General features: G+C 65.8%; 12 protein-coding genes and 1 pseudogene. 5 read left to right on the top strand and 8 right to left on the bottom strand.

Annotated elements, in window-relative coordinates; all coding sequences use genetic code 11:
- Positions 1 to 170 precede the first annotated feature (170 nt).
- Together IVB01_RS27620 and IVB01_RS27615 are read left to right on the top strand one after the other, a co-directional pair.
- Positions 171 to 1,139 carry an NAD regulator gene (locus tag IVB01_RS27620; RefSeq protein ID WP_247280308.1) on the top strand — a complete coding sequence of 323 codons (969 nt, stop codon included), beginning with the start codon at positions 171 to 173 and terminating at the stop codon, positions 1,137 to 1,139.
- Positions 1,140 to 1,186: 47 nt separating this feature from the next.
- Positions 1,187 to 3,880: a DUF2339 domain-containing protein gene (locus tag IVB01_RS27615; RefSeq protein WP_247280307.1), complete on the top strand. Its 2,694-nt coding sequence runs from the start codon at positions 1,187 to 1,189 to the stop codon at positions 3,878 to 3,880.
- A 91-nt stretch (positions 3,881 to 3,971) separates the two neighbouring features.
- Here IVB01_RS27615 and IVB01_RS27610 read toward each other — a convergent pair whose 3' ends face one another.
- The 6 genes and pseudogenes from IVB01_RS27610 to IVB01_RS27585 all read right to left on the bottom strand — a co-directional run bounded on the left by IVB01_RS27610 (position 3,972) and on the right by IVB01_RS27585 (position 9,954).
- Positions 3,972 to 5,660 carry a methyl-accepting chemotaxis protein gene (locus tag IVB01_RS27610; RefSeq protein WP_247280306.1) on the bottom strand — a complete coding sequence of 563 codons (1,689 nt, stop codon included), beginning with the start codon at positions 5,658 to 5,660 and terminating at the stop codon, positions 3,972 to 3,974.
- 346 nt (positions 5,661 to 6,006) lie between these two features.
- Positions 6,007 to 6,507, bottom strand: a pseudogene (locus IVB01_RS27605) (methyl-accepting chemotaxis protein); the annotation flags it as partial.
- Positions 6,508 to 6,550: 43 nt separating this feature from the next.
- Complete coding sequence (locus IVB01_RS27600; protein WP_247280305.1) at positions 6,551 to 6,796, bottom strand: hypothetical protein; 246 nt, start codon at positions 6,794 to 6,796, stop codon at positions 6,551 to 6,553.
- A gap of 161 nt (positions 6,797 to 6,957) precedes the next feature.
- Positions 6,958 to 7,557, bottom strand: coding sequence for a hypothetical protein (locus IVB01_RS27595; protein WP_247280304.1), 600 nt, complete (start codon positions 7,555 to 7,557; stop codon positions 6,958 to 6,960).
- 115 nt (positions 7,558 to 7,672) lie between these two features.
- Entirely contained in the window at positions 7,673 to 8,659 is a 987-nt protein-coding gene (locus IVB01_RS27590) for an MDR family oxidoreductase (protein ID WP_247280303.1), read from the bottom strand.
- A 41-nt stretch (positions 8,660 to 8,700) separates the two neighbouring features.
- A complete protein-coding gene (locus IVB01_RS27585; protein WP_247418045.1) occupies positions 8,701 to 9,954 on the bottom strand; it encodes an MFS transporter in 1,254 nt (417 codons plus the stop codon).
- Between the two features lie 330 nt (positions 9,955 to 10,284).
- On the opposite strand from IVB01_RS27585, the gene nadA reads away from it, so the two are divergent.
- The 3 genes from nadA to nadC all read left to right on the top strand — a co-directional run bounded on the left by nadA (position 10,285) and on the right by nadC (position 14,080).
- Complete coding sequence (nadA, locus tag IVB01_RS27580; RefSeq protein ID WP_247280301.1) at positions 10,285 to 11,430, top strand: quinolinate synthase NadA; 1,146 nt, start codon at positions 10,285 to 10,287, stop codon at positions 11,428 to 11,430.
- 153 nt (positions 11,431 to 11,583) lie between these two features.
- Positions 11,584 to 13,191, top strand: a complete 1,608-nt coding sequence (locus IVB01_RS27575; RefSeq protein WP_247280300.1) for an L-aspartate oxidase — start codon at positions 11,584 to 11,586, stop codon at positions 13,189 to 13,191.
- Positions 13,192 to 13,201: 10 nt separating this feature from the next.
- The gene (gene nadC / locus IVB01_RS27570) at positions 13,202 to 14,080 is read left to right on the top strand and encodes a carboxylating nicotinate-nucleotide diphosphorylase (protein WP_247280299.1); all 879 of its coding nucleotides are present in this window, start codon (positions 13,202 to 13,204) and stop codon (positions 14,078 to 14,080) included.
- A gap of 40 nt (positions 14,081 to 14,120) precedes the next feature.
- Here nadC and IVB01_RS27565 read toward each other — a convergent pair whose 3' ends face one another.
- Positions 14,121 to 15,569, bottom strand: coding sequence for a cell wall hydrolase (locus tag IVB01_RS27565; RefSeq protein ID WP_247280298.1), 1,449 nt, complete (start codon positions 15,567 to 15,569; stop codon positions 14,121 to 14,123).
- Between the two features lie 591 nt (positions 15,570 to 16,160).
- Positions 16,161 to 19,100 carry a pyruvate, phosphate dikinase gene (gene ppdK, locus IVB01_RS27560; protein ID WP_247279671.1) on the bottom strand — a complete coding sequence of 980 codons (2,940 nt, stop codon included), beginning with the start codon at positions 19,098 to 19,100 and terminating at the stop codon, positions 16,161 to 16,163.
- Positions 19,101 to 19,139 lie beyond the last annotated feature (39 nt).

The following is a 19,139-nucleotide window of genomic DNA, read 5'->3' as shown; positions in this document are numbered from 1 at the left end:
GGGTTGGGGAGAGGGTGCTTCCGCATCGGGGTTCTCCCGGCTTGGAGAGAGCCCTCACCCGCGCCTTTGGCTCGACCTCTCCCGCAAGCGGGAGAGGTGCAGCGAGCTCGCGGCGAGATTTGTTCAATGAGCCGACATATCTTTTTCGCAACAGCCGCGACATCAGCCGCATGAGCGAGACGCTCCTGACGCCGATCGAGATTGGCCTGACCGCGGCCATCGTCGCGATCGAGGACCACGAGCCGCTGATCCTCACCGCGCGCGGCGGTGATGGGCTTGCCGGCCTGCCGTTCGGGCCGTTCGATGCGCTCGCCCATCGCACCTTCGAGATCGGCCTGCGCGCCTGGGTCGAGCAACAGACGGGCCTGCGGCTCGGCTATGTCGAGCAGCTCTACACCTTCGGCGATCGCGGCCGTCATGCCGGTGCCGGCGACACCGGCCCGCATATGGTGTCGATCGGCTATCTCGCGCTGACGCGCGCCGCCAGCGGCGAGCTCGCCGCGACCGGCGCGAGCTTCGAGCCATGGTATCGCTTCTTCCCCTGGGAAGACTGGCGCGAGCAGCCGCCAGAGATCATCGCCCGCGACATCATCCCGGCGCTGACGAAATGGGCCGAGGAGGAGACGCCGCAGACGACGCGGGCGCTGCCGCGAAAGGATCGCGTGCGGTTCTATTTCGGTCTCGACGGTGCGCCCTGGGACGAGGAGCGCGTGCTCGATCGCTATGAGCTCCTGTACGAGGCCGGGATGATCGAGGAGGCGCGGCGCGACGGCAGGCCTGCGGCATTAGCGCGCAAGAGGCTTCCCGCGCTTGGGACCTCGATGCGGTTCGATCACCGGCGCATCCTCGCCACAGCCATCGCGCGGCTACGCGCAAAACTGAAGTATCGTCCTGTTGTTTTTGAACTTTTGCCCGCCGAATTCACACTTACGGAATTGCAGCATACGGTGGAGGCCATCTCCGGCCGGCACCTGCACAAACAGAATTTCCGCCGCCTCGTCGAAATGGAAGCCCTGGTCGAACCGACCGGGGCGATGTCGACACAGACCGGGGGACGCCCGGCGGCACTCTATCGCTTCCGCCGCGAAGTACTCCAGGAGCGGCCCGCGCCGGGCTTGCGCGTACGCTCCCGGCGCTAGATTAAGAATTTGCGATCGGCCCTGCCCGCCGGTTGCCTGGAGGCTTCATGTTCGACGGCCCGTTTGACGTCTTTGCGTTGATCCTTGCGATCGCCGCCTTCCTGATCGCGATCAAGGCCTCCAGTCAGGCGGCTGAGCTGCGCCGCCGGCTGAGCTCGCTCGAAGAGATGTTTGACGCGCAGCGGAAAGTTAAGCCGCCGCCACTTACGCCGACTTGGGAGCAGGCGCCCGCAACCGCGACGGCCGCCGCGGAGCCGCCGCCGCTTGCGCCGGAAGCCGAGCAGGCGCCCCCGGCCCTCGCCGAACCCGTTTCGCCGCCGCCGCTCGGAACGAGCACCGAGGCCGATGCACCGCCACCCCTGCCTGCACCCGCACCCGGCTTCGAGGAGCGACTCGGCACGCGCTGGGTGGTGTGGATCGGCGGGCTTGCGCTCGCGCTCGGCGGCTTCTTCATGGTGCGCTATTCGATCGAGGCCGGCCTCGTCGGGCCCGGCGTGCGCGTGTTCCTCGGCGGCCTGTTCGCGCTGGCGCTGCTCGGTGCCGGCGAATGGACACGGCGCAAGGAGAGCATCTCCAGCATCGCGGCGCTGCCGATCGCCAACATCCCCGCGATCCTCACCGCGGCCGGCACGGCGGTGGCGTTCGCGACCATCTATGCAGCCTACGCGCTCTACGGCTTCCTGGTGCCCGCCACCGCCTTCGTGCTGCTCGGCCTCGTCGCGCTCGGCACGCTGGCCGCCGCGCTGCTCCACGGGCCCGCGCTCGCCGGCCTCGGCGTCGTCGGCGCGTTCGTGACGCCGGTCCTCGTCTCCAGCGGCAAGCCGGACTATTGGGCGCTCTACATCTATCTTGCCATCGTCACCGCAGCGAGCTTCGGCCTTGCCCGCATCCGGCTATGGCGCTGGCTCGCGGTGACTACGATCGTCTTCGCGGTGCTCTGGACCTTCATGGGGCTCGAGCTCGAGCTGCAGGTGGCCCCGCACGCCTTCCACGTCATTGCGGGCTTCACGCTCGCTGCGCTTCTCGTCGTCTGCGGTTTCATGTTCGGCCCGACCATCGAGGACGGCGAGATCGAGCCAGTGTCGTCGAGCTCGCTCGGCGCCTATCTGTTCGCGGCAATGATCATCGTGCTGTCGAGCGCGCATGCCGATCTGGCGCTCATTGCCTTCACCCTGCTGGTCGCAGGGACGCTGTTTGTCGCCTGGCGCGCGCCGGCGGCAACGGGTGCACTGGGCGCGGCTGCGGCGACCGTCTTCATCGTGTTCGCGGAATGGGCGGTGCGGGCCAATCCCGACATGCTGGTGCTGCCGGGCGGCCCCATGGCCGGCATCGGTCCTGTCCCCACCGATAGTTCGGTGACACTGCATCTGGTCACGGCCGCGATCTTCGCCGCGGGCTTCGGCATCGCAGGCTTCCTCGCGCAGGGCCGGTCCAATTCGGCGATCATCCCGGTGGTGTGGTCGGCAAGTGCGGTCGCGACGCCGATCGCGATCCTGGTTGCGCTCTTCGCCCGCATCGCCCATCTCGACCGCTCGATCCCGTTTGCGATCCTCGCCGTGCTGCTCGCTGCCGCCTTTGGTGCTGCGACCGAATCGCTGACGCGGCGCGAGACCCGGCCGGGCGCCATGATCTCGACGGCGCTGTTCGCGACCGGTACGCTCGGCGCGCTCGCGCTGGCGCTGACCTTCGCGCTCGAGAAGGGCTGGCTCACCATCGCGCTCGCGCTGATGTCGCTCGGCACTGCCTGGATCTCGATGCAGCGGTCGATCCCGTTCCTGCGCTGGCTCGCCGCCGTCTTCGCCGGCATCGTCACGGCACGCATCGTCTATGATCCCTGCATCGTCGGCGATGCCGTCGGCACCACGCCGATTCTGAACTGGCTGTTGTGGGGCTATGGCCTGCCGGCGCTGTCGTTCTGGGGCGCGAGCATGTTCCTGCGCCGCCGTGCCGACGATGCGCCGCTGCGCATGGTCGAGGCTGCGGCCGTCCTGTTCACCGCGCTGCTCGCCTTCATGGAAATCCGGCACCTTGCGACCGGCGGCCGCATGACCTCGCCGCCTTCGCTGCTGGAATTCTCGCTGCAAGTCTGCGTCACGCTCGCGATGGCGATCGGGCTGGAGCGCCTGCGGCTGCGCAGCCACAGCATCGTGCACAATGTCGGCGCGGTCGCGCTCACCGCGATCGCCGGGCTCATCAGCGTGTTCGGCCTGCTGATCCTGGAGAACCCGCTGCTGCTCTCCAGCGTCAATGTCGGCGGCCTCGTGTTCAACCTGCTGCTGCTCGGCTATGCGCTCCCCGCGGTGCTGATGCTGCTGTTGTCCTATGCGGTGGCGGGCCATCGCCCCGCCGCCTATGCCAATACGATTGCGGGCGGGGCACTTGTGTTCGCGCTCACCTACGTGACGCTGGAGATCCGCCGCTTCTATCACGGCCCGGTCCTGCTCTATGGCGGCACCACGGGCGCGGAGCAATACACCTATTCGATCGGCTGGCTCGCCTTCGGCGTGGTGCTGCTCGGCGTCGGCATCCTGGTCAATTCGGAGCGGGCGCGGCTCGCCTCTGCCGCCGTCATCGCGCTGACGATCCTGAAGGCCTTCGTCATCGATATGTCGACGCTGACAGGCGTCTACCGCGCGCTGTCGTTCATGTGCCTCGGCGTCGTGCTGGTCGCGATCGGCTGGCTCTACCAGCGCATCCTATTCCGGCGGCAAACGCCGCCGGCTCCGCAGACGAGCGCGTAGGGATCAGTGGAGGTCCCCTCACCTGGATCGCATCTTCGATGCGATCCGACCTCTCCCTTCGGGAGAGGTGAGCCAAGAGCCTGCGCCGCTTTTAGGCCGCGCGGACCGACTCCAGGAACTGCGCGACTTCGACCCTCAGACGGGTGCTGTCGGTCGCCAGTGATTTCGCCGCCGACAGCACTTCAGTCGAGGCCGAGCCGGTTTCGATCGCCCCGCGCTGCACGTTGGTGATGTTCGACGATACTTCCTGGGTGCCGAGCGAAGCCTGCTGGACGTTGCGCGATATCTCCTGCGTGGCCGCGCCCTGTTCTTCGACCGCGGCGGCGATCGCAGCGGAGACTTCGGACAGACGCTCGATGGTGCCGCCGATCTCCTGGATGGCGCTGACGGATTCCTGCGTGGCGGCCTGAATCCCTGCGACCTGCGCACCGATCTCGCCGGTGGCTTTCGCGGTCTGCTCGGCGAGCGCCTTCACTTCCGAGGCAACGACGGCGAAGCCGCGGCCGGCCTCGCCGGCGCGTGCGGCCTCGATGGTGGCGTTCAGCGCCAACAGGTTGGTCTGGCCCGCGATGGTGTTGATGAGCTCGACGACGTCGCCGATGCGCGAGGCCGCCTGAGACAGCGCGTTGACGCGCTCGTTGGTCCGCGCCGCCTGCTCGACGGCTTCTGCGGCCATCCGCGCCGAGTCCTGCACGCGGCGGCTGATCTCGGTGATGGAGGAGGACAGCTCCTCCGAGGCGGAAGCAACCGCCTGGACGTTGGTGGAGGCTTCCTCCGAGGCGGCGGCGACGACGGTCGCGAGCTCCTGGCCGCGCTGGGCGGTGCCGGTCAGCGTCGCTGCCGATGCTTCGAGCTCGGTCGAGGCTGATGACACGGTCTCGACCACCTCGCCGATCATGGCCTCGAAATTGCGCGTGATGGCATCGACGCGGCGGCCGCGCTCGATCTTGGCTTCGGCATCGCGCGCCGCTGCCTGGTCGGCGGCTTTCTTGGCGATCAGCGCCTCCTTGAAGATCTGGAGCGCATCGGCCATGGCGCCGATCTCGGTCTTGTCGCCGCGATGCGGCACGTCGGCCGAGAGGTCGCCCTGGCCGAGCGACTGCATCGGACGGATGATCGAAGCAATGCCACGAGAGACGTCGCGCACGAGATAATACGCGGCGCCGATCGCGATCACGACCGAAAACACAATGATGCCGACCAGGACGCGGAAGATCGTGGCGTAACTGTCGGACGCCTGCTTGGTCTCCAGCTCGGCGCCCTGATTGTTCAACTCGATACCCTTCTGGAGCAGCGGATCGGCGGCCTGGGCCATTTTCGCGACCTTGGTCTGCAACAGCTCGTTGGCATCGGTCGGGAAGCGGCCGACGCTCTTGCGCGACAGCGCCATCACCTCCTGAACGCCATTCAGATACTCGGCCCACGCCTTCGCCCATTGTTCGTAGAGCGCGCGCTCCTCGGCGGCAGTGATCAGCGGCTCGTAGACCTTGCGGGTCTTCTCGATGCGTTCGCGGAGCGAGGCGAGGCGCTTCTCTGCGGCATCCTTGCCTTCAGCACTATCCTGCATCAGGTGCAAACGAAGTGCGACGCGCAGCTCGTTAATGTCGGCGCGCATCGAGCCGAGCGCACGCACGCTGGGGAGCCAGCTCTGCGCAATCTCGACGGTGTGGGCGTTGATGTTCTGCATCGTGCCGATCGCCGTCACGCCGACACCGGCGAGCGAGAGCACGAGGACTGACAACACGGTCAGCAGCTTGAAGACGATCGACAACTTCGACATCACAACAAATCCCAACGATGCCTGGCAACGCGCACATCACCTGCGCCACAGGCGTCACGACGGACGACCGGGCCGAGGTCAGTTCAACAATGCTGGCTGGTTCTTATCCCGTAAGATTGCGCTCTATCCTCGCAAGCAGGCGTTAACATCGTCCTACGTAAAACTACCGGGCGGGCGGACATTCGTTGTTTTCTGCAATCATCCGCTGCACCTGCACGGATCTCGCGCTGCACCGCGCTTGATGGAGCAACATCTCCAAGGCTAACGGTCGCAGGGCGAAATACGCACGCGCGCGACCGCCGCAGGTTCGCGCGCGGCGGCTGCAAGCGATGCCTATTGAACGTCGTCAGCCGGCGCGCACAGAGCCGAGAAACTTGCCGACTTCGAGCTTGAGACGGTTGCTGTCGCCGGACAGCATTTGCGCGGCAGACAGGATCTGAGAAGACACCGAGCCGGTCTCGCTTGCGGCGCGCTGCACGTCGGTGATGTTGGACGACACCTGATGAGTGCCTGCCGCCGCCTGCTGCACGTTGCGAGAAATTTCCTACGTCGCGGCGCCCTGCTCTTCCACGGCGGCCGCAATCGTCGAGGAGATTTCCGACAGCTTCTCGATGGTATCGCTGATGGCCTTGATGGTACCGACCGAATGTTCGGTCGCGGACTGGATGCTGGCTATCTGCTGCCCGATCTCGCCAGTCGCCTTCGCAGTCTGCTCGGCGAGCGCCTTGACCTCGGAGGCAACCACTGCAAATCCCTTGCCGGCTTCGCCAGCGCGGGCCGCCTCGATTGTGGCGTTGAGTGCGAGCAGATTGGTCTGGCCCGCGATCGTATTGATCAGTTCGACCAAGAAGGTCTCGTCATAGTTGTAAATTGCAACCTGAAGTCGGAGCCTAGGAAGCTTTGCATCCGACGGTCTCTCCAACAAGGCTGACGCGAAAGACCGGCTGCTTGTTCTCGTCGAGCAGCTCCATGCGCCACTCGGCATTCGGCTTCAGGCCGCGGGCGATGCCGCCGAGCAGATTGGCACAAACCTCAGTCATCTCAGTCCAGGCCGCTGCGCGGTCCTCGAACTCGTACGGCTGATCGGCGGCGCCGGAATAGCGACCGGTGCTGATGCGGAAGAAGTACAGCGACATCGTTGAACCCCTTGCGTCGGGGCGTCCCCCGGCCGTACGCAAACTGGGACGCGAACAGCTACCAAGGCATGAAAGCCGCCGTCCGTATGACTACGGCGCGGCGGCTTCGTGCTCGATCGATTCTTCAACGAAAAACTGTGCGGCTGTCCTGTGCAGCCAACTCACTGCGTCGAGCGGCGCAGCTCCAGCGGAGCCTCGGCCTTCGCGGGTTCCGACTTGGCTTCCGACTTCACCGGCTCGAGGCGACCGCTCTCGACACGCGGCGTCTCGACCCGCGCGGCGACTTCGGTGTTGGGTGCAGCGATCGAACCGGTCCGCTCCGAGCTGCGCAACGAGCGCGGACGCGCGGCGGCGCGCGCCATTAGCATCTGATTGCCGCCCTGATGGTGGAAGTCGCAATAGGCGAAGCCCATGCCTGACACCGAGCCGCGGAAGCTGCGATCATCGGTCTTTTCCAGGTTGAAGCAGGGCTCGAACGGAATCCCCTTGATCGAGGCGCAGACGTTCTGGCCGCGGATTTGGAGCGTATTGCCGGGCAGACGAAGATGCTTCACCGGGCCCGCGCCCGAGAATTGCACCGCGCCGGCGGCACCGAGGTCGTCGAGGATGCGGCCCGCACCGCGGGTGCCGTCGAAACAGGTGAAGGCGAACACCTTGCCGGCGACGAAACGGCGCGCCTCGTCAGCATTCATGCTCCCGGCAATGGCCGGCGCAAACGTCGCTGCCGCCGTGACAGCCCCCAACACAATACGCGCAAGCATGCTCAACTCCGAACCAACCCCCGCAGCGGGCGATGCCTTATCTCTCTTTACCCGCTGCTTACCATACCAACCATGGCAACATTGGAGCAGCTTGGTTGGTAAAGTCTGAACGCCGTCAGACAATTTTTACCACGATGCGGCCGCGAACCGCGCCGGCCAGAATTTTCGCGCCCCAGTCGGGCACCTCGGCGAGGGGAATTTCCTGAGTGATTTCAGCTAGTTTTGTCCGGTCCAGATCGGACGCCAGGCGCTGCCAAGCGGCTTTCCGCGGCTCGATCGGGCACATCACCGAATCGATGCCGAGAAGGCACACTCCGCGCAAAATGAACGGCGCGACAGAAGATGGCAGGTCCATGCCGGCCGCCAGGCCGCACGCCGCGATCGCTCCACCGTATTTCGTCATCGACAGGAGGTTGGCGAGCGTGGTCGAGCCGACGCTGTCGACGCCACCCGCCCAGCGCTCCTTGGCCAGAGGCTTCGCCGGCGCCGACAATTCGTTGCGGTCGATCACTTCGGCTGCGCCCAGATGCTTCAGATAATCTGCTTCCGCGGCGCGACCGGTCGAGGCGATGACGTGATAGCCGAGCTTCGACAGCACGGCGGTCGCAACCGAGCCGACGCCGCCGGCGGCGCCCGTCACCACCACCGGACCACTCTTTGGCGAGAGGCCCTGTTTCTCCAGGGCGATCACGGACAGCATCGCTGTGAAGCCGGCGGTGCCGATCGCCATGGCGTCGCGCGCCGACAGGCCCTGCGGCAGCGCCACCAGCCAGTCGCCCTTCACCCGCGCCTTCTCGGCATAGGCGCCGAGATGGGTTTCGCCCATGCCCCAGCCGGTGCAGACCACCTTGTCGCCCGCCTTCCACTGCGGATGCGAGGACGCTTCGATCGTGCCGGCGAAATCGATGCCGGCGATCATTGGGAAGCGCCGCACCACCGGCGCCTTGCCGGTAAGTGCGAGGCCGTCCTTGTAGTTCAGCGTCGACCATTCCACACGCACGGTGACGTCGCCGTCCATCAGCTCGGCTTCATCGAACTGCGTCAGCTGCGCGGTGGTGCCCTTGTCCGCCTTGTCGATCCGGATCGCCTTGAACGTGGCCACGACTAAACTCCCTGACTTGTTTGTCGAGGATGTTTAGCCGATCAGGCCGGCTGCGCAACCGCCCGTGTCACCGGTTTCTCCACGATCGGAAGATTGATCAGTGCAGAAAGCACGCCGAACACGATCGAGAGCCACCAGATCGGCGTATAGGAACCGAAGCGCTCGAACACGATGCCGCCGAGCCAGACACCGAGGAAGCCGCCGACCTGATGGCTGACGAAGGCAAAGCCATAGAGCGTTGCGAGCCAGCGCGTGCCGAACATCAGCGCCACCAGCGCCGAGGTCGGCGGCACCGTCGACAGCCAGGTCAGGCCGGAGATCGCACCGAACGCGATCGCCGAGAACGGCGTGATCGGGAACGAGATGAAGGCAAGGGTCGCGAGCGCGCGAGTGAAGTAGATGGTCGAGAGGATGTAGCGTTTGGGCAGATAGTTCTGGAGGTAGCCGACGCTGAGCGAGCCCACGATGTTGAACAGGCCGATCGCCGCGATGACCCAGCCGCCGGTTTGCGCCGAGATGCCACGATCGACCAGGAAGGCCGGCAGATGCACGGTGATGAAGGCGAGCTGGAAACCGCAGGTGAAGAAGCCGAGCACCAAGAGCACGTAGGAGCGGTGACCGAAGGCTTCCGCCAGCGCCTTGGTGAAGGTCTGCTCATCCGCAGGCGCCGCGGTTGCCGTGCTTGCGACCGGCGGCGTCGAGAGCGCCAGCGACAGCGGGATGATCAGCAGCATCAGGAAGCCGAACACGGAGAGCGCCTGCTGCCAGCCGAAATTGTCGATCAGCGCGACGCCGATCGGCGCGAACAGGAATTGCCCGAACGATCCCGCCGCGGTGCCGGCGCCGAGCGCAAGGCCGCGCTTCTCGGCCGGCAGCAGCTTGCTGAAGGCCGACAGCACCAGGTTGAACGAGCAGCCGGCAAGACCGAAGCCGACCATCACGCCGGCGCCGATGTTGAGTGACAGCGGCGTCGAGGAGTAGCGCATCAGGAGCAGGCCGCCGGCATAGAGCAGAGCGCCGACACACATCACCCGGAACAGGCCAAAGCGATCCGCCACCGCCCCGGCGAGAGGCTGACCCAAGCCCCACAGCAGATTCTGCACGGCGATCGCGAGGCCGAACACGTCGCGGCCCCAGGTGAACTCATGGCTCATCGGCTGCACGAAGAAGCCAAGCGCCGAGCGCGGACCGAAGCCGAGCATGCCGATGGCGCAGCCGCAGAGAATGATCACAGCCGGGGTGCGCCAGTTCGAGGAACGTGAGGCCGGAGCGAGCTCGCCGATCTGTGTCGACATGGTGGTCCTCGTCTGTCGTTGGCGGTTCTGCAAATCGGCAGCCGCGAATGAGCCCGGTTTAATGCACCTGCATGAAAATCCCAAGTCAAAAACGATTGCATTCCACGGGGAGCTGCCACCGGAGCATTGCAATTCACGCGGCCTCGCCTGACGGGCACTTGACGGGAATGTGTGCGGCAGCGCCTAGGCGTCTTCGGTAAAGCATGCTATTCTTGATTTACTCAGTTTGAGCATATAAGAGCTGGGTGACATTCGCTCCGGCCACTCGGCCGGACTATTCAGGACCTGTATATACTCAAATTGAGTATAAACAATGCGAGGGAGGCTTCGATGCCGATCATTGGAATTTACGGCCCCGACGATTTCGCCAACCGGCCGCCCGGCCAAATCAATGGCCAAATCAATGGCCATCAAGTCCATGACCATGTCGTCAGCTCCCCTCCCGCCGCGCCGAGCCGGCCGGGGCTTGCGCTGCCGATGCCCTCGCTGGACTGGACGCCGGAGGTCGAGCGCGCCACGGCATCCCTGTATGAGCGCGTGAAGCAGGTGATCCCGCCGATCGAATGGCCGCTGATGGCGCCGACAATCAAGGCGATCAACGAGCTGAAGGCGGCGCGGGGCGCGGTGATCCTCGCGCACAACTACCAGGCCCCGGAAATCTTTCACTGCGTCGCCGACATCGGCGGCGATTCGCTCCAGCTCGCGGTCGAAGCCACCAAGGTGAAGGCCGGCATCATCGTCCAGTGCGGCGTGCACTTCATGGCGGAGACGTCAAAACTGCTCAACCCGGACAAGACGGTGCTGATTCCGGACTCGCGCGCAGGCTGCTCACTGGCCGCCAGCATCACCGGCGCAGACGTTCGCCTGCTGCGCGAGAAATTCCCTGGCGTGCCGGTCGTTGCCTACGTCAACACCTCGGCCGAGGTGAAGGCCGAGGTCGACATTTGCTGCACCTCGTCGAACGCGGTGCAGGTGGTCGAGAGCCTGAATGCGCCTAGCGTGATCTTCCTGCCCGACCGCTATCTCGCCACCTACGTGGCCTCGAAGACCGACGTGAAGATTATTGCCTGGAAGGGCGCCTGCGAAGTGCACGAGCGCTTCACGGGTGAAGAGCTGCGCAGTCTTCGCGATGACGATCCCTCGGTGCAGATCATCGCGCATCCCGAATGCCCGCCGGACGTGTTGGCGGAGGCCGACTTCACCGGCTCGACCGCGCACATGATCAGCTGGGTGCGCAACAAGCGGCCGCGGCGGCTGGTGATGATCACGGAATGCTCGATGGCCGACAATGTGCGGGCCGAGCTGCCCGACGTGGAGATGCTGCGCCCCTGCAATCTCTGCCCGCACATGAAGCGCATCACGCTTGCCAATATCCTGGAGAGCCTGCTGACGCTCCGCGAGGAAGTGACGATCGATCCCGCGCTCGCGGAGCGCGCACGGCGCTCGGTCGAGCGGATGATCAATTTGAAGAATTGAGAGCGAGAAGCAGCAACACACCCGTCGTCTGAGACAAGCGCGCGCAGATCCGGGACCGACAGGACGCGAGTATTGGCACGCTGGTGGTCCCGGCCTGCTGCAACAACAACAGCAATGGGTTCTGGCTTTGGCCAGGACGACAATGAAGAAACCATGCAAGACAGAATCGAAAATCTCACCCGCACCACCGACGACGTGGTCATCGTCGGCGGCGGTCTTGCCGGATTGTTCTGCGCGCTGAAGCTCGCGCCGCGGCCCGTGACGCTGATCTCGGCTGCGCCGCTGGGACAGGGCGCATCCTCCGCGTGGGCACAAGGCGGCATCGCAGCGGCAGTGGCCGAAGCCGATAGTCCGGAAGCGCATACCGCGGATACGATTGCCGTCGGGGGCGGTCTCGTCGATAAAGCCGTTGCACTTGGGATGGCGCGGGAGGCGGCGCCGCGAATCCATGATCTTCTCGCCTTTGGTGTCCCATTCGATCGCGACCTGGAAGGAAAGCTCGCCGTCGGACGCGAAGCCGCACATTCGGCCCGGCGCATCGTACATGTGCGCGGCGACGGAGCCGGTGCCGCGATCATCGCGGCCTTGAGCGAAGCTGTGCGCCGCACGCCGTCGATCCGTATCATCGAAGGTCTGGTCGCCGAAGCATTGTTGACCGAGCACGGTGCCGTCACGGGCATTCAATTGCGCGAGGCCGGCCATCCCTGTGCACGGCCGATCACCCTCGCCTCGCGCGCGATCGTGCTGGCCACCGGCGGCCTTGGGCATCTCTATGCCGTCACCACCAATCCGCTCGAGGCCAGCGGCTCGGGCCTTGCGATCGCCGCTCGCGCCGGTGCGGTGATCGCCGATCCGGAATTCGTGCAATTCCATCCGACCGCCATCAGGGTCGGGCGCGATCCGGCGCCGCTTGCGACCGAGGCGCTGCGCGGCGAAGGCGCGACGCTCATCAACGGCAATGGCGAGCGTTTTATGGCGGCGCGCCATCCGCTCGCCGAGCTCGCACCGCGCGACATCGTCGCCCGCGGCGTCTTTGCCGAAATCGCGGCCGGACGCGGTGCCTTCCTCGATGCGCGGCAGGCGCTGGGTGCGCCCTTCGCCGACAAATTTCCGACCGTGCATGCAAGCTGCCTCGCCGCCGGAATTGATCCCGCGGCAGAGGCCATCCCGATCGCGCCGGCCGCGCACTATCACATGGGCGGCATCGCGGTGGACGCGCGCGGCCGCAGCTCGATCGACGGGCTCTGGGCCGGCGGCGAAGTGGCCTGCACCGGCGCGCATGGCGCCAACCGGCTCGCTTCCAATTCGTTGCTGGAGGCCGTGGTCTACGCCGCGCGCATCGCCGAGGACATCGCCGGCTGCGCCGTCCCCGCGCCCGCCCGGCTTCCGGACGCATTGGTGATGCCGCGCGGCGGCGCGCCGGAGGCTACGGCCGTGAAGCGGCTGCGAGCCATGATGAACACACGCGTCGGCGTCATCCGCGACGCCGACGGATTGGCGGAGGCCGTCCGCAGCTTCGCCGCGCTTGAACGCGAGGCCGGCAACATCGCGCTGCGCAACATGGCGACCTCCGCGCTGCTCGTAGCCGCTGCTGCCTGGAGCCGGCGCGAGAGCCGCGGCGCGCATTTCCGCGCCGACCATCCGGCGGATGTCCCTGCCCTGGCGCAACGAACGATGACCACGCTCGACGCTGTGCGCGAAGTGGCCGACGGCCTCGCCGATCGCCCGATGCCACCCACCGCGCAACCCATCATGGCCTGACGGAGCTCTCATGATCACCGCAACCTCGCTGCTCTATCCCGACGCCTTTCTCTCGCCCCTCGCAATTGACGAGGCCGTGCAGCGCGCACTCGACGAAGATCTCGGTCGCGCCGGCGACGTCACCTCGCTGGCAACGATTCCGGAAGCAACGACGGCGCAGGCGATCCTGGTCGCCCGCCAGTCCGGCGTGATCGCCGGATTGCCGCTGGCGCTGGCGACGCTGCAAAAGCTCTCGCCCGACATCGACGTGCGTGCGCATGTCCGCGACGCGGCACGGGTTGCCCGGGGGCAGCAGGTGTTGACGATCTCAGGGCCCGCGCGCGCCATTCTCACGTCGGAGCGGACCGCACTGAACTTCGTCGGCCGCCTGTCGGGTATCGCGACGCTGACGGCCGACTATGTCGCGCGCACCGAAGGCACGCGGATGCGCATCTGCTGCACGCGAAAGACCACGCCGGGATTGCGGGCGCTGGAAAAGTACGCCGTGCGCTGCGGCGGCGGTTTCAATCACCGCTTCGGCCTCGACGATGCGATCCTGATCAAGGACAATCACATCGCGGTCGCCGGCGGCATCCGCCCCGTGCTGGAGCGCGCCCGCGCTCATGCCGGCCATCTCGTCAAGATCGAGATCGAGGTGGACACGCTTGCGCAACTGCGCGAGGTACTGGCCACCGGAATGGCCGACGCGGTGCTGCTCGACAACATGGATACCGCGACGTTGCGCGAGGCGGCGCGGATCAACGAGGGCCGCCTCAAGCTGGAAGCGTCCGGCGGCGTCACACTGGACTCGATCGCGGCGATCGCCGCCACCGGCGTCGACTACGCCTCGGCCGGCGCGCTGACGCACTCGGCGCCGAATTTCGACTGTGCGCTGGATATCGAGGCGTGATGGTCCTTGCCTCTCCCCGCAAGCGGGCGAGGCAAGAAAACTACCGCCGCTCGCCCATCTCCGCGGAACTCTTGGCTTCCTGCGCAAGCGCGGCGGAAAGCGCTGCGGTCTGCGCGGGCGTGCCCCAGCTTGGCTCCTCGCTGCCATCGCCCCAGGCGCGCGGACGGTAGAAGGTGTGCACGCCGGTCTTGTACATCTTCTTCATCTCGGCGACCCAGGACGGGCGCACCCAATAGGCATGGTAGTGCGTGGACTTGCCGACCTCGGGCAGCCAGATCTGGCCATCGAGCATCGCCTTCGAAATCTTCTTGGCGCGCTCCCACATCTCGGGCTCGCGGATCACGTCGGCGTTGTTGTCGCAGGCGAAGGTGAACTGGCAGGCGAGGTGGCGGTACTTGTTCTGATAGACCACGCCGCACACGGTGTCGGGATATTTTCCCGAGAACACGCGGTTCATCACGACCTGCGCGACCGCCATCTGGCCGCGCACGGCCTCGCCGCGCGATTCGAAATAGACCGCTTCGGCGAGACACTTCTCGGACTTGGCGCGCGACTTGTCGTCGAGCGCGAGCCGCTCCGCGGGCGATCTGGCGCGCTGGTTGTCGGCGTTGACCTCGCCCTTCGGGGCGACGCTCTCGCCGCTCTCGATGTCCTTGGCGATCTCGGCTGTCGGCGGCGACAGCGAGGCCGTCACCTTCATATCGGGATCAGGCATTACGATCAGCGGCTCGGCCCCGGGCTGCCAGCTCTCGATGCTCTCGAGACTACCGCCGAGCGAGGAGCTGCCGAAGAACAGGTTCGACGTCTTGACGCTGAAGGGATCGCGCGCCGGGGCGGCCGGCGCCGTGGCCCGCTTCAGCGCTTCCAGCGGCTGCACCGCGATCGCGCGCGCGGCATCGCTCGCCTGCGGCGCATTGGTATATTGCGGCAGCGGCGGTGCACGGAGCGCTTCCTGGAGCTCGGGATCGAGCGCGGCCGCGGACTCCGGCGACATCGGCGGCGGTAACGCGGCGGTCTTGGCACCGAATACCGAGCTGTTCGAGGTCGCGGGATTTTCCTGCGCGGGCACTGCCGGCGGCGCAGCGGCCTCGGGAGGTGTCGTCGGGGTCATGATCGCGAGGCGATCACCCTTCATCGAGCGATCGACCTTTGGAAAATCGGCGGCCTGGTAGTGCGGCGGCGTCTGCAGCGCCGGATTGCGGCTGATCGCACCCGTGACGTCGCGACCATCGATGCTGGCGAGGCGAACCATTGCGCTCTGCGGAACCGAGGTGCCGATCGGCCGGGAAAAACTGTAGGTGGCGAGCTGGATCGAGGACGCCGCGGAATACACCTGCTTCTGCCAACGCTCGGCGACGCCCGGTTGGCGCGCCAGCAGCGAGGCAATGTCCTGATAGCCGGTCTCTCTCGGCATCAATGCGAAGATGCAGAGACCGATGCCGAAGGACGCGAACCGCGCGCCCTTCGGATGGTTACGCAACAGTGACATCGATACGCTCACGCTACGCTTACGCCAGTTCCGATCGAACGTCAGTACATCCGTGCAATTCGATCTTGATTGTAAGTATCCAATTTAGGTTGCCGGTGCGTTAATCGACGTGGCGCGCACGGCACACTCAAGCAAACACGGGTGTTTTCACGGGGCGATCGCGCGCGGTGGTAAATGCGTCGTCACGTCAGGGGGTAAACAACCGGTCAACGCGAATGGTGAAGGAACTCTTGCGCACATGTATCAATACGGGACGCGCGATCATTATGCTGTTTGGCGTTTGCGCAAAGCGTTCCCCCATCACGGGTGTCATGCTTCGCGAAAGCGGGGCATCCAGTACGCCGCGTCGTCTCGATTCATCACGACCGTCTCGGCGTATTGGATTGCCCGGTCAAGCCGGGCGATGACAGGGAGTGCGGCGAACGCGTCCCGCAAGCTCGTCATTGCGAGCGCAGCGAAGCAATCCAGTCTGCCTCCGCGGAAAGATTCTGGATTGCTTCGCTGCGCTCGCAATGACGGTAGGGATACAGCATCACGCAAAGAGGCGGGGTTGGGGCCCCCGCCTCTTTCATTCCAGCATATCGATGCTGCTTACGCCTGGCTCGCGATTGCCTTGCCGAGCGCGGCTTGCGCCGCAGCCAGGCGGGCGATCGGCACGCGGTAGGGCGAGCAGGAGACGTAGTCGAGGCCGATCGTGTGGCAGAAGGCGACGGAGGCGGGATCGCCGCCGTGCTCGCCGCAGATGCCGACCTTGAGCGAGGCCCGCGTCTTGCGGCCGCGCGCGACGCCGATCTTGACGAGCTCACCGACGCCCTCTTGATCAAGCGCGATGAAGGGATCGACCGAGAGGATGCCCTTCGCCACGTAGGGACCGAGGAAGCTCGCCGCGTCGTCGCGGCTGATGCCGTACGTCGTCTGCGTGAGATCGTTGGTGCCGAACGAGAAGAACTCGGCGCTTTCCGCGATCTCGGCCGCGAGCAGACAGGCGCGCGGCAGCTCGATCATGGTGCCGACTTGATAGGCGATCTTCGTATTGGTCTCGCGCATCACCGCCTGCGCAGTCGCATCGATCCGCGCCTTGACGAGGTCGAGCTCGGCCTTTGTCGCAATCAGCGGGACCATCACCTCGAGACCGACGGCCTTGCCGGTGCGCTTCTGCGCCTCGACCGCGGCCTCGAAGATTGCGCGCGCCTGCATCTCGGCGATTTCAGGATAGGCGATCGCGATGCGGCAGCCGCGGAAGCCGAGCATCGGATTGAACTCCGAGAGCTCGCGGGCGCGGTCGGCCAGGCGCCGCGGATCAGTGTTCATGGCGCGCGCCACTTCCTCGACCTCGGCATGGGTGTGCGGCAGGAACTCGTGCAGCGGCGGATCAAGCAGGCGGACCGTGACGGGAAGACCCTTCATGATCTCGAACAGCTCGACGAAGTCGGCGCGCTGCATCGGCAGCAGCTTGGCGAGCGCGGCACGGCGTGCCTGCTCGTCTTCGGAGAGGATCATTTCGCGCACCGTGCGGATGCGCGTCTCCTCGAAGAACATGTGCTCGGTGCGGCACAGGCCGATGCCCTCGGCGCCGAACTTGATCGCGGTGCGGGCATCCTCGGGCGTATCGGCATTGACGCGCACGCCGATCTTGCGGACCTGGTCGGCCCAGTTCATCAACGTGCCGAACTCGCCGGACAGCTCCGGCTCGATCATCGGCATGCGGCCGGCGAGCACCTGGCCGAGCGAACCATCAATGGTGATGACGTCGCCGGTCTTGAAGGTGCGCGAGCCGATGCTCATGGTACCGCGGCCGTAATCGACGCGGATGGTGCCGCAGCCGGAGACGCAGGGCTTGCCCATGCCGCGCGCGACCACCGCCGCGTGCGAGGTCATGCCGCCGCGCGTGGTCAAGATGCCTTCGGCGGCGTGCATGCCGTGGATGTCTTCCGGGCTGGTCTCGATCCGGACCAGGATCACCTTGCGTCCATCGGCCTGGAGCTTGGCCGCCTCGTCCGAGGAGAACACGATCTCGCCGGAGGCTGCTCCCGGCGAGGCCGGCAGGCCGGTCGCGATCACGTCGCGCTTGGCGTTGGGATCGATGGTCGGATGCAACAGCTGATCGAGCGAGGCTGGATCGATCCGGGTCACCGCTTCCTTTTTCGAAATCAGGCCTTCATTGGCCAGCTCGACCGCGATGCGCAGCGCCGCTTTCGCAGTGCGCTTGCCGCTGCGGGTCTGGAGCATCCAGAGCTTGCCCTGCTCGACCGTGAACTCCATGTCCTGCATGTCGCGGTAGTGCTTCTCGAGCAGCGTGTAGATCCGCGTCAGCTCCTTGAAGGCCTCCGGCATCGCCGATTCCATCGACGCCCTGTCGGAGCCCGATTCCTTCCGCGCCTCCTCGGTGATGTCCTGCGGCGTGCGGATACCCGCCACCACGTCCTCGCCTTGCGCGTTGATCAGGAATTCGCCGTAGAGCTTGCTTTCGCCGGTCGAGGGATTGCGCGTGAAGGCAACGCCGGTCGCGGAGGTATCGCCCATGTTGCCGAACACCATGGCCTGCACGTTGACCGCGGTGCCCCAGGATTCCGGAATGTCGTGCAGCTTGCGGTAGGTCACCGCGCGCGCGTTCATCCAGGAGGAAAACACCGCACCGATCGCGCCCCAGAGCTGGTCGTGCGGATCCTGCGGGAATTCCTTGCCAGTCTCGCGCGCGACCGCGTCCTTGTACTTGCCGACCAGCTCGACCCAGTCGTCCGCGGACAGATCGGTATCGAGCGTGTAACCCTGGCTGTCCTTGAAGGTGTCGAGGATTTCCTCGAAATGATGATGCTCGAAGCCGAGCACCACGTCCGAATACATGGTGATGAAGCGGCGATAGCTGTCATAGGCAAAGCGGCGGTCACCCGACAACTCGGCCAGCGCTTCCACGGTCTGGTCGTTGAGGCCGAGATTGAGCACGGTGTCCATCATGCCCGGCATCGAGGCGCGCGCGCCGGAACGCACGGAGACGAGCAGCGGGTTCTTGGTGTCGCCGAACACCTTGCCGGTCAACTTGCCGACATGCTCCAGCGCCTTCTCAACCTGCGACTGCAGTTCCTTCGGATAGGTCTTGTCGTGTGCGTAGAAGTAGGTGCAGACCGAGGTCGGGATGGTGAAGCCCGGAGGTACCGGCAGGCCCAGATTGGCCATCTCGGCAAGGTTGGCGCCCTTGCCGCCGAGCAGGTCACGCATTTCCGAGCGGCCTTCGGCCTTGCCGTCACCGAATGTGAACACCCATTTGCCGGCCTTGGCCGCTGCTGGCGCCGCCTTGGCGGAGGTAGCCTTCTTGGGTGCGGGCTTTGCAGCGACCTTCGGCAGAGCCGCCTTGGTCACAGCCTTTGCCGCCGGCTTGGCAGCGGGCTTTGCAACGGGCTTGGCGACCGGCTTCGGCGTGCTCTTGGCCAGCGCCTTGCGGGCCCGCGGCGCGGCCTTTGCGGCAGTGGAGGACTTTGATTTCGCTGGGATTTTCGCTGGCATTTTCTTGGGCTTCGAGGCGGCTTTGGCCATAGCTTGCACACAACCTGCGAGAGGAATGGGAAATCGCGG

The organism is Bradyrhizobium sp. 164 (assembly GCF_023073715.1).
Classification (GTDB): Bacteria; Pseudomonadota; Alphaproteobacteria; order Rhizobiales; family Xanthobacteraceae; genus Bradyrhizobium.
The sequence above is the reverse complement of the archived record's forward strand: the minus strand, read 5'-3'. Positions and strand labels throughout refer to the sequence as shown.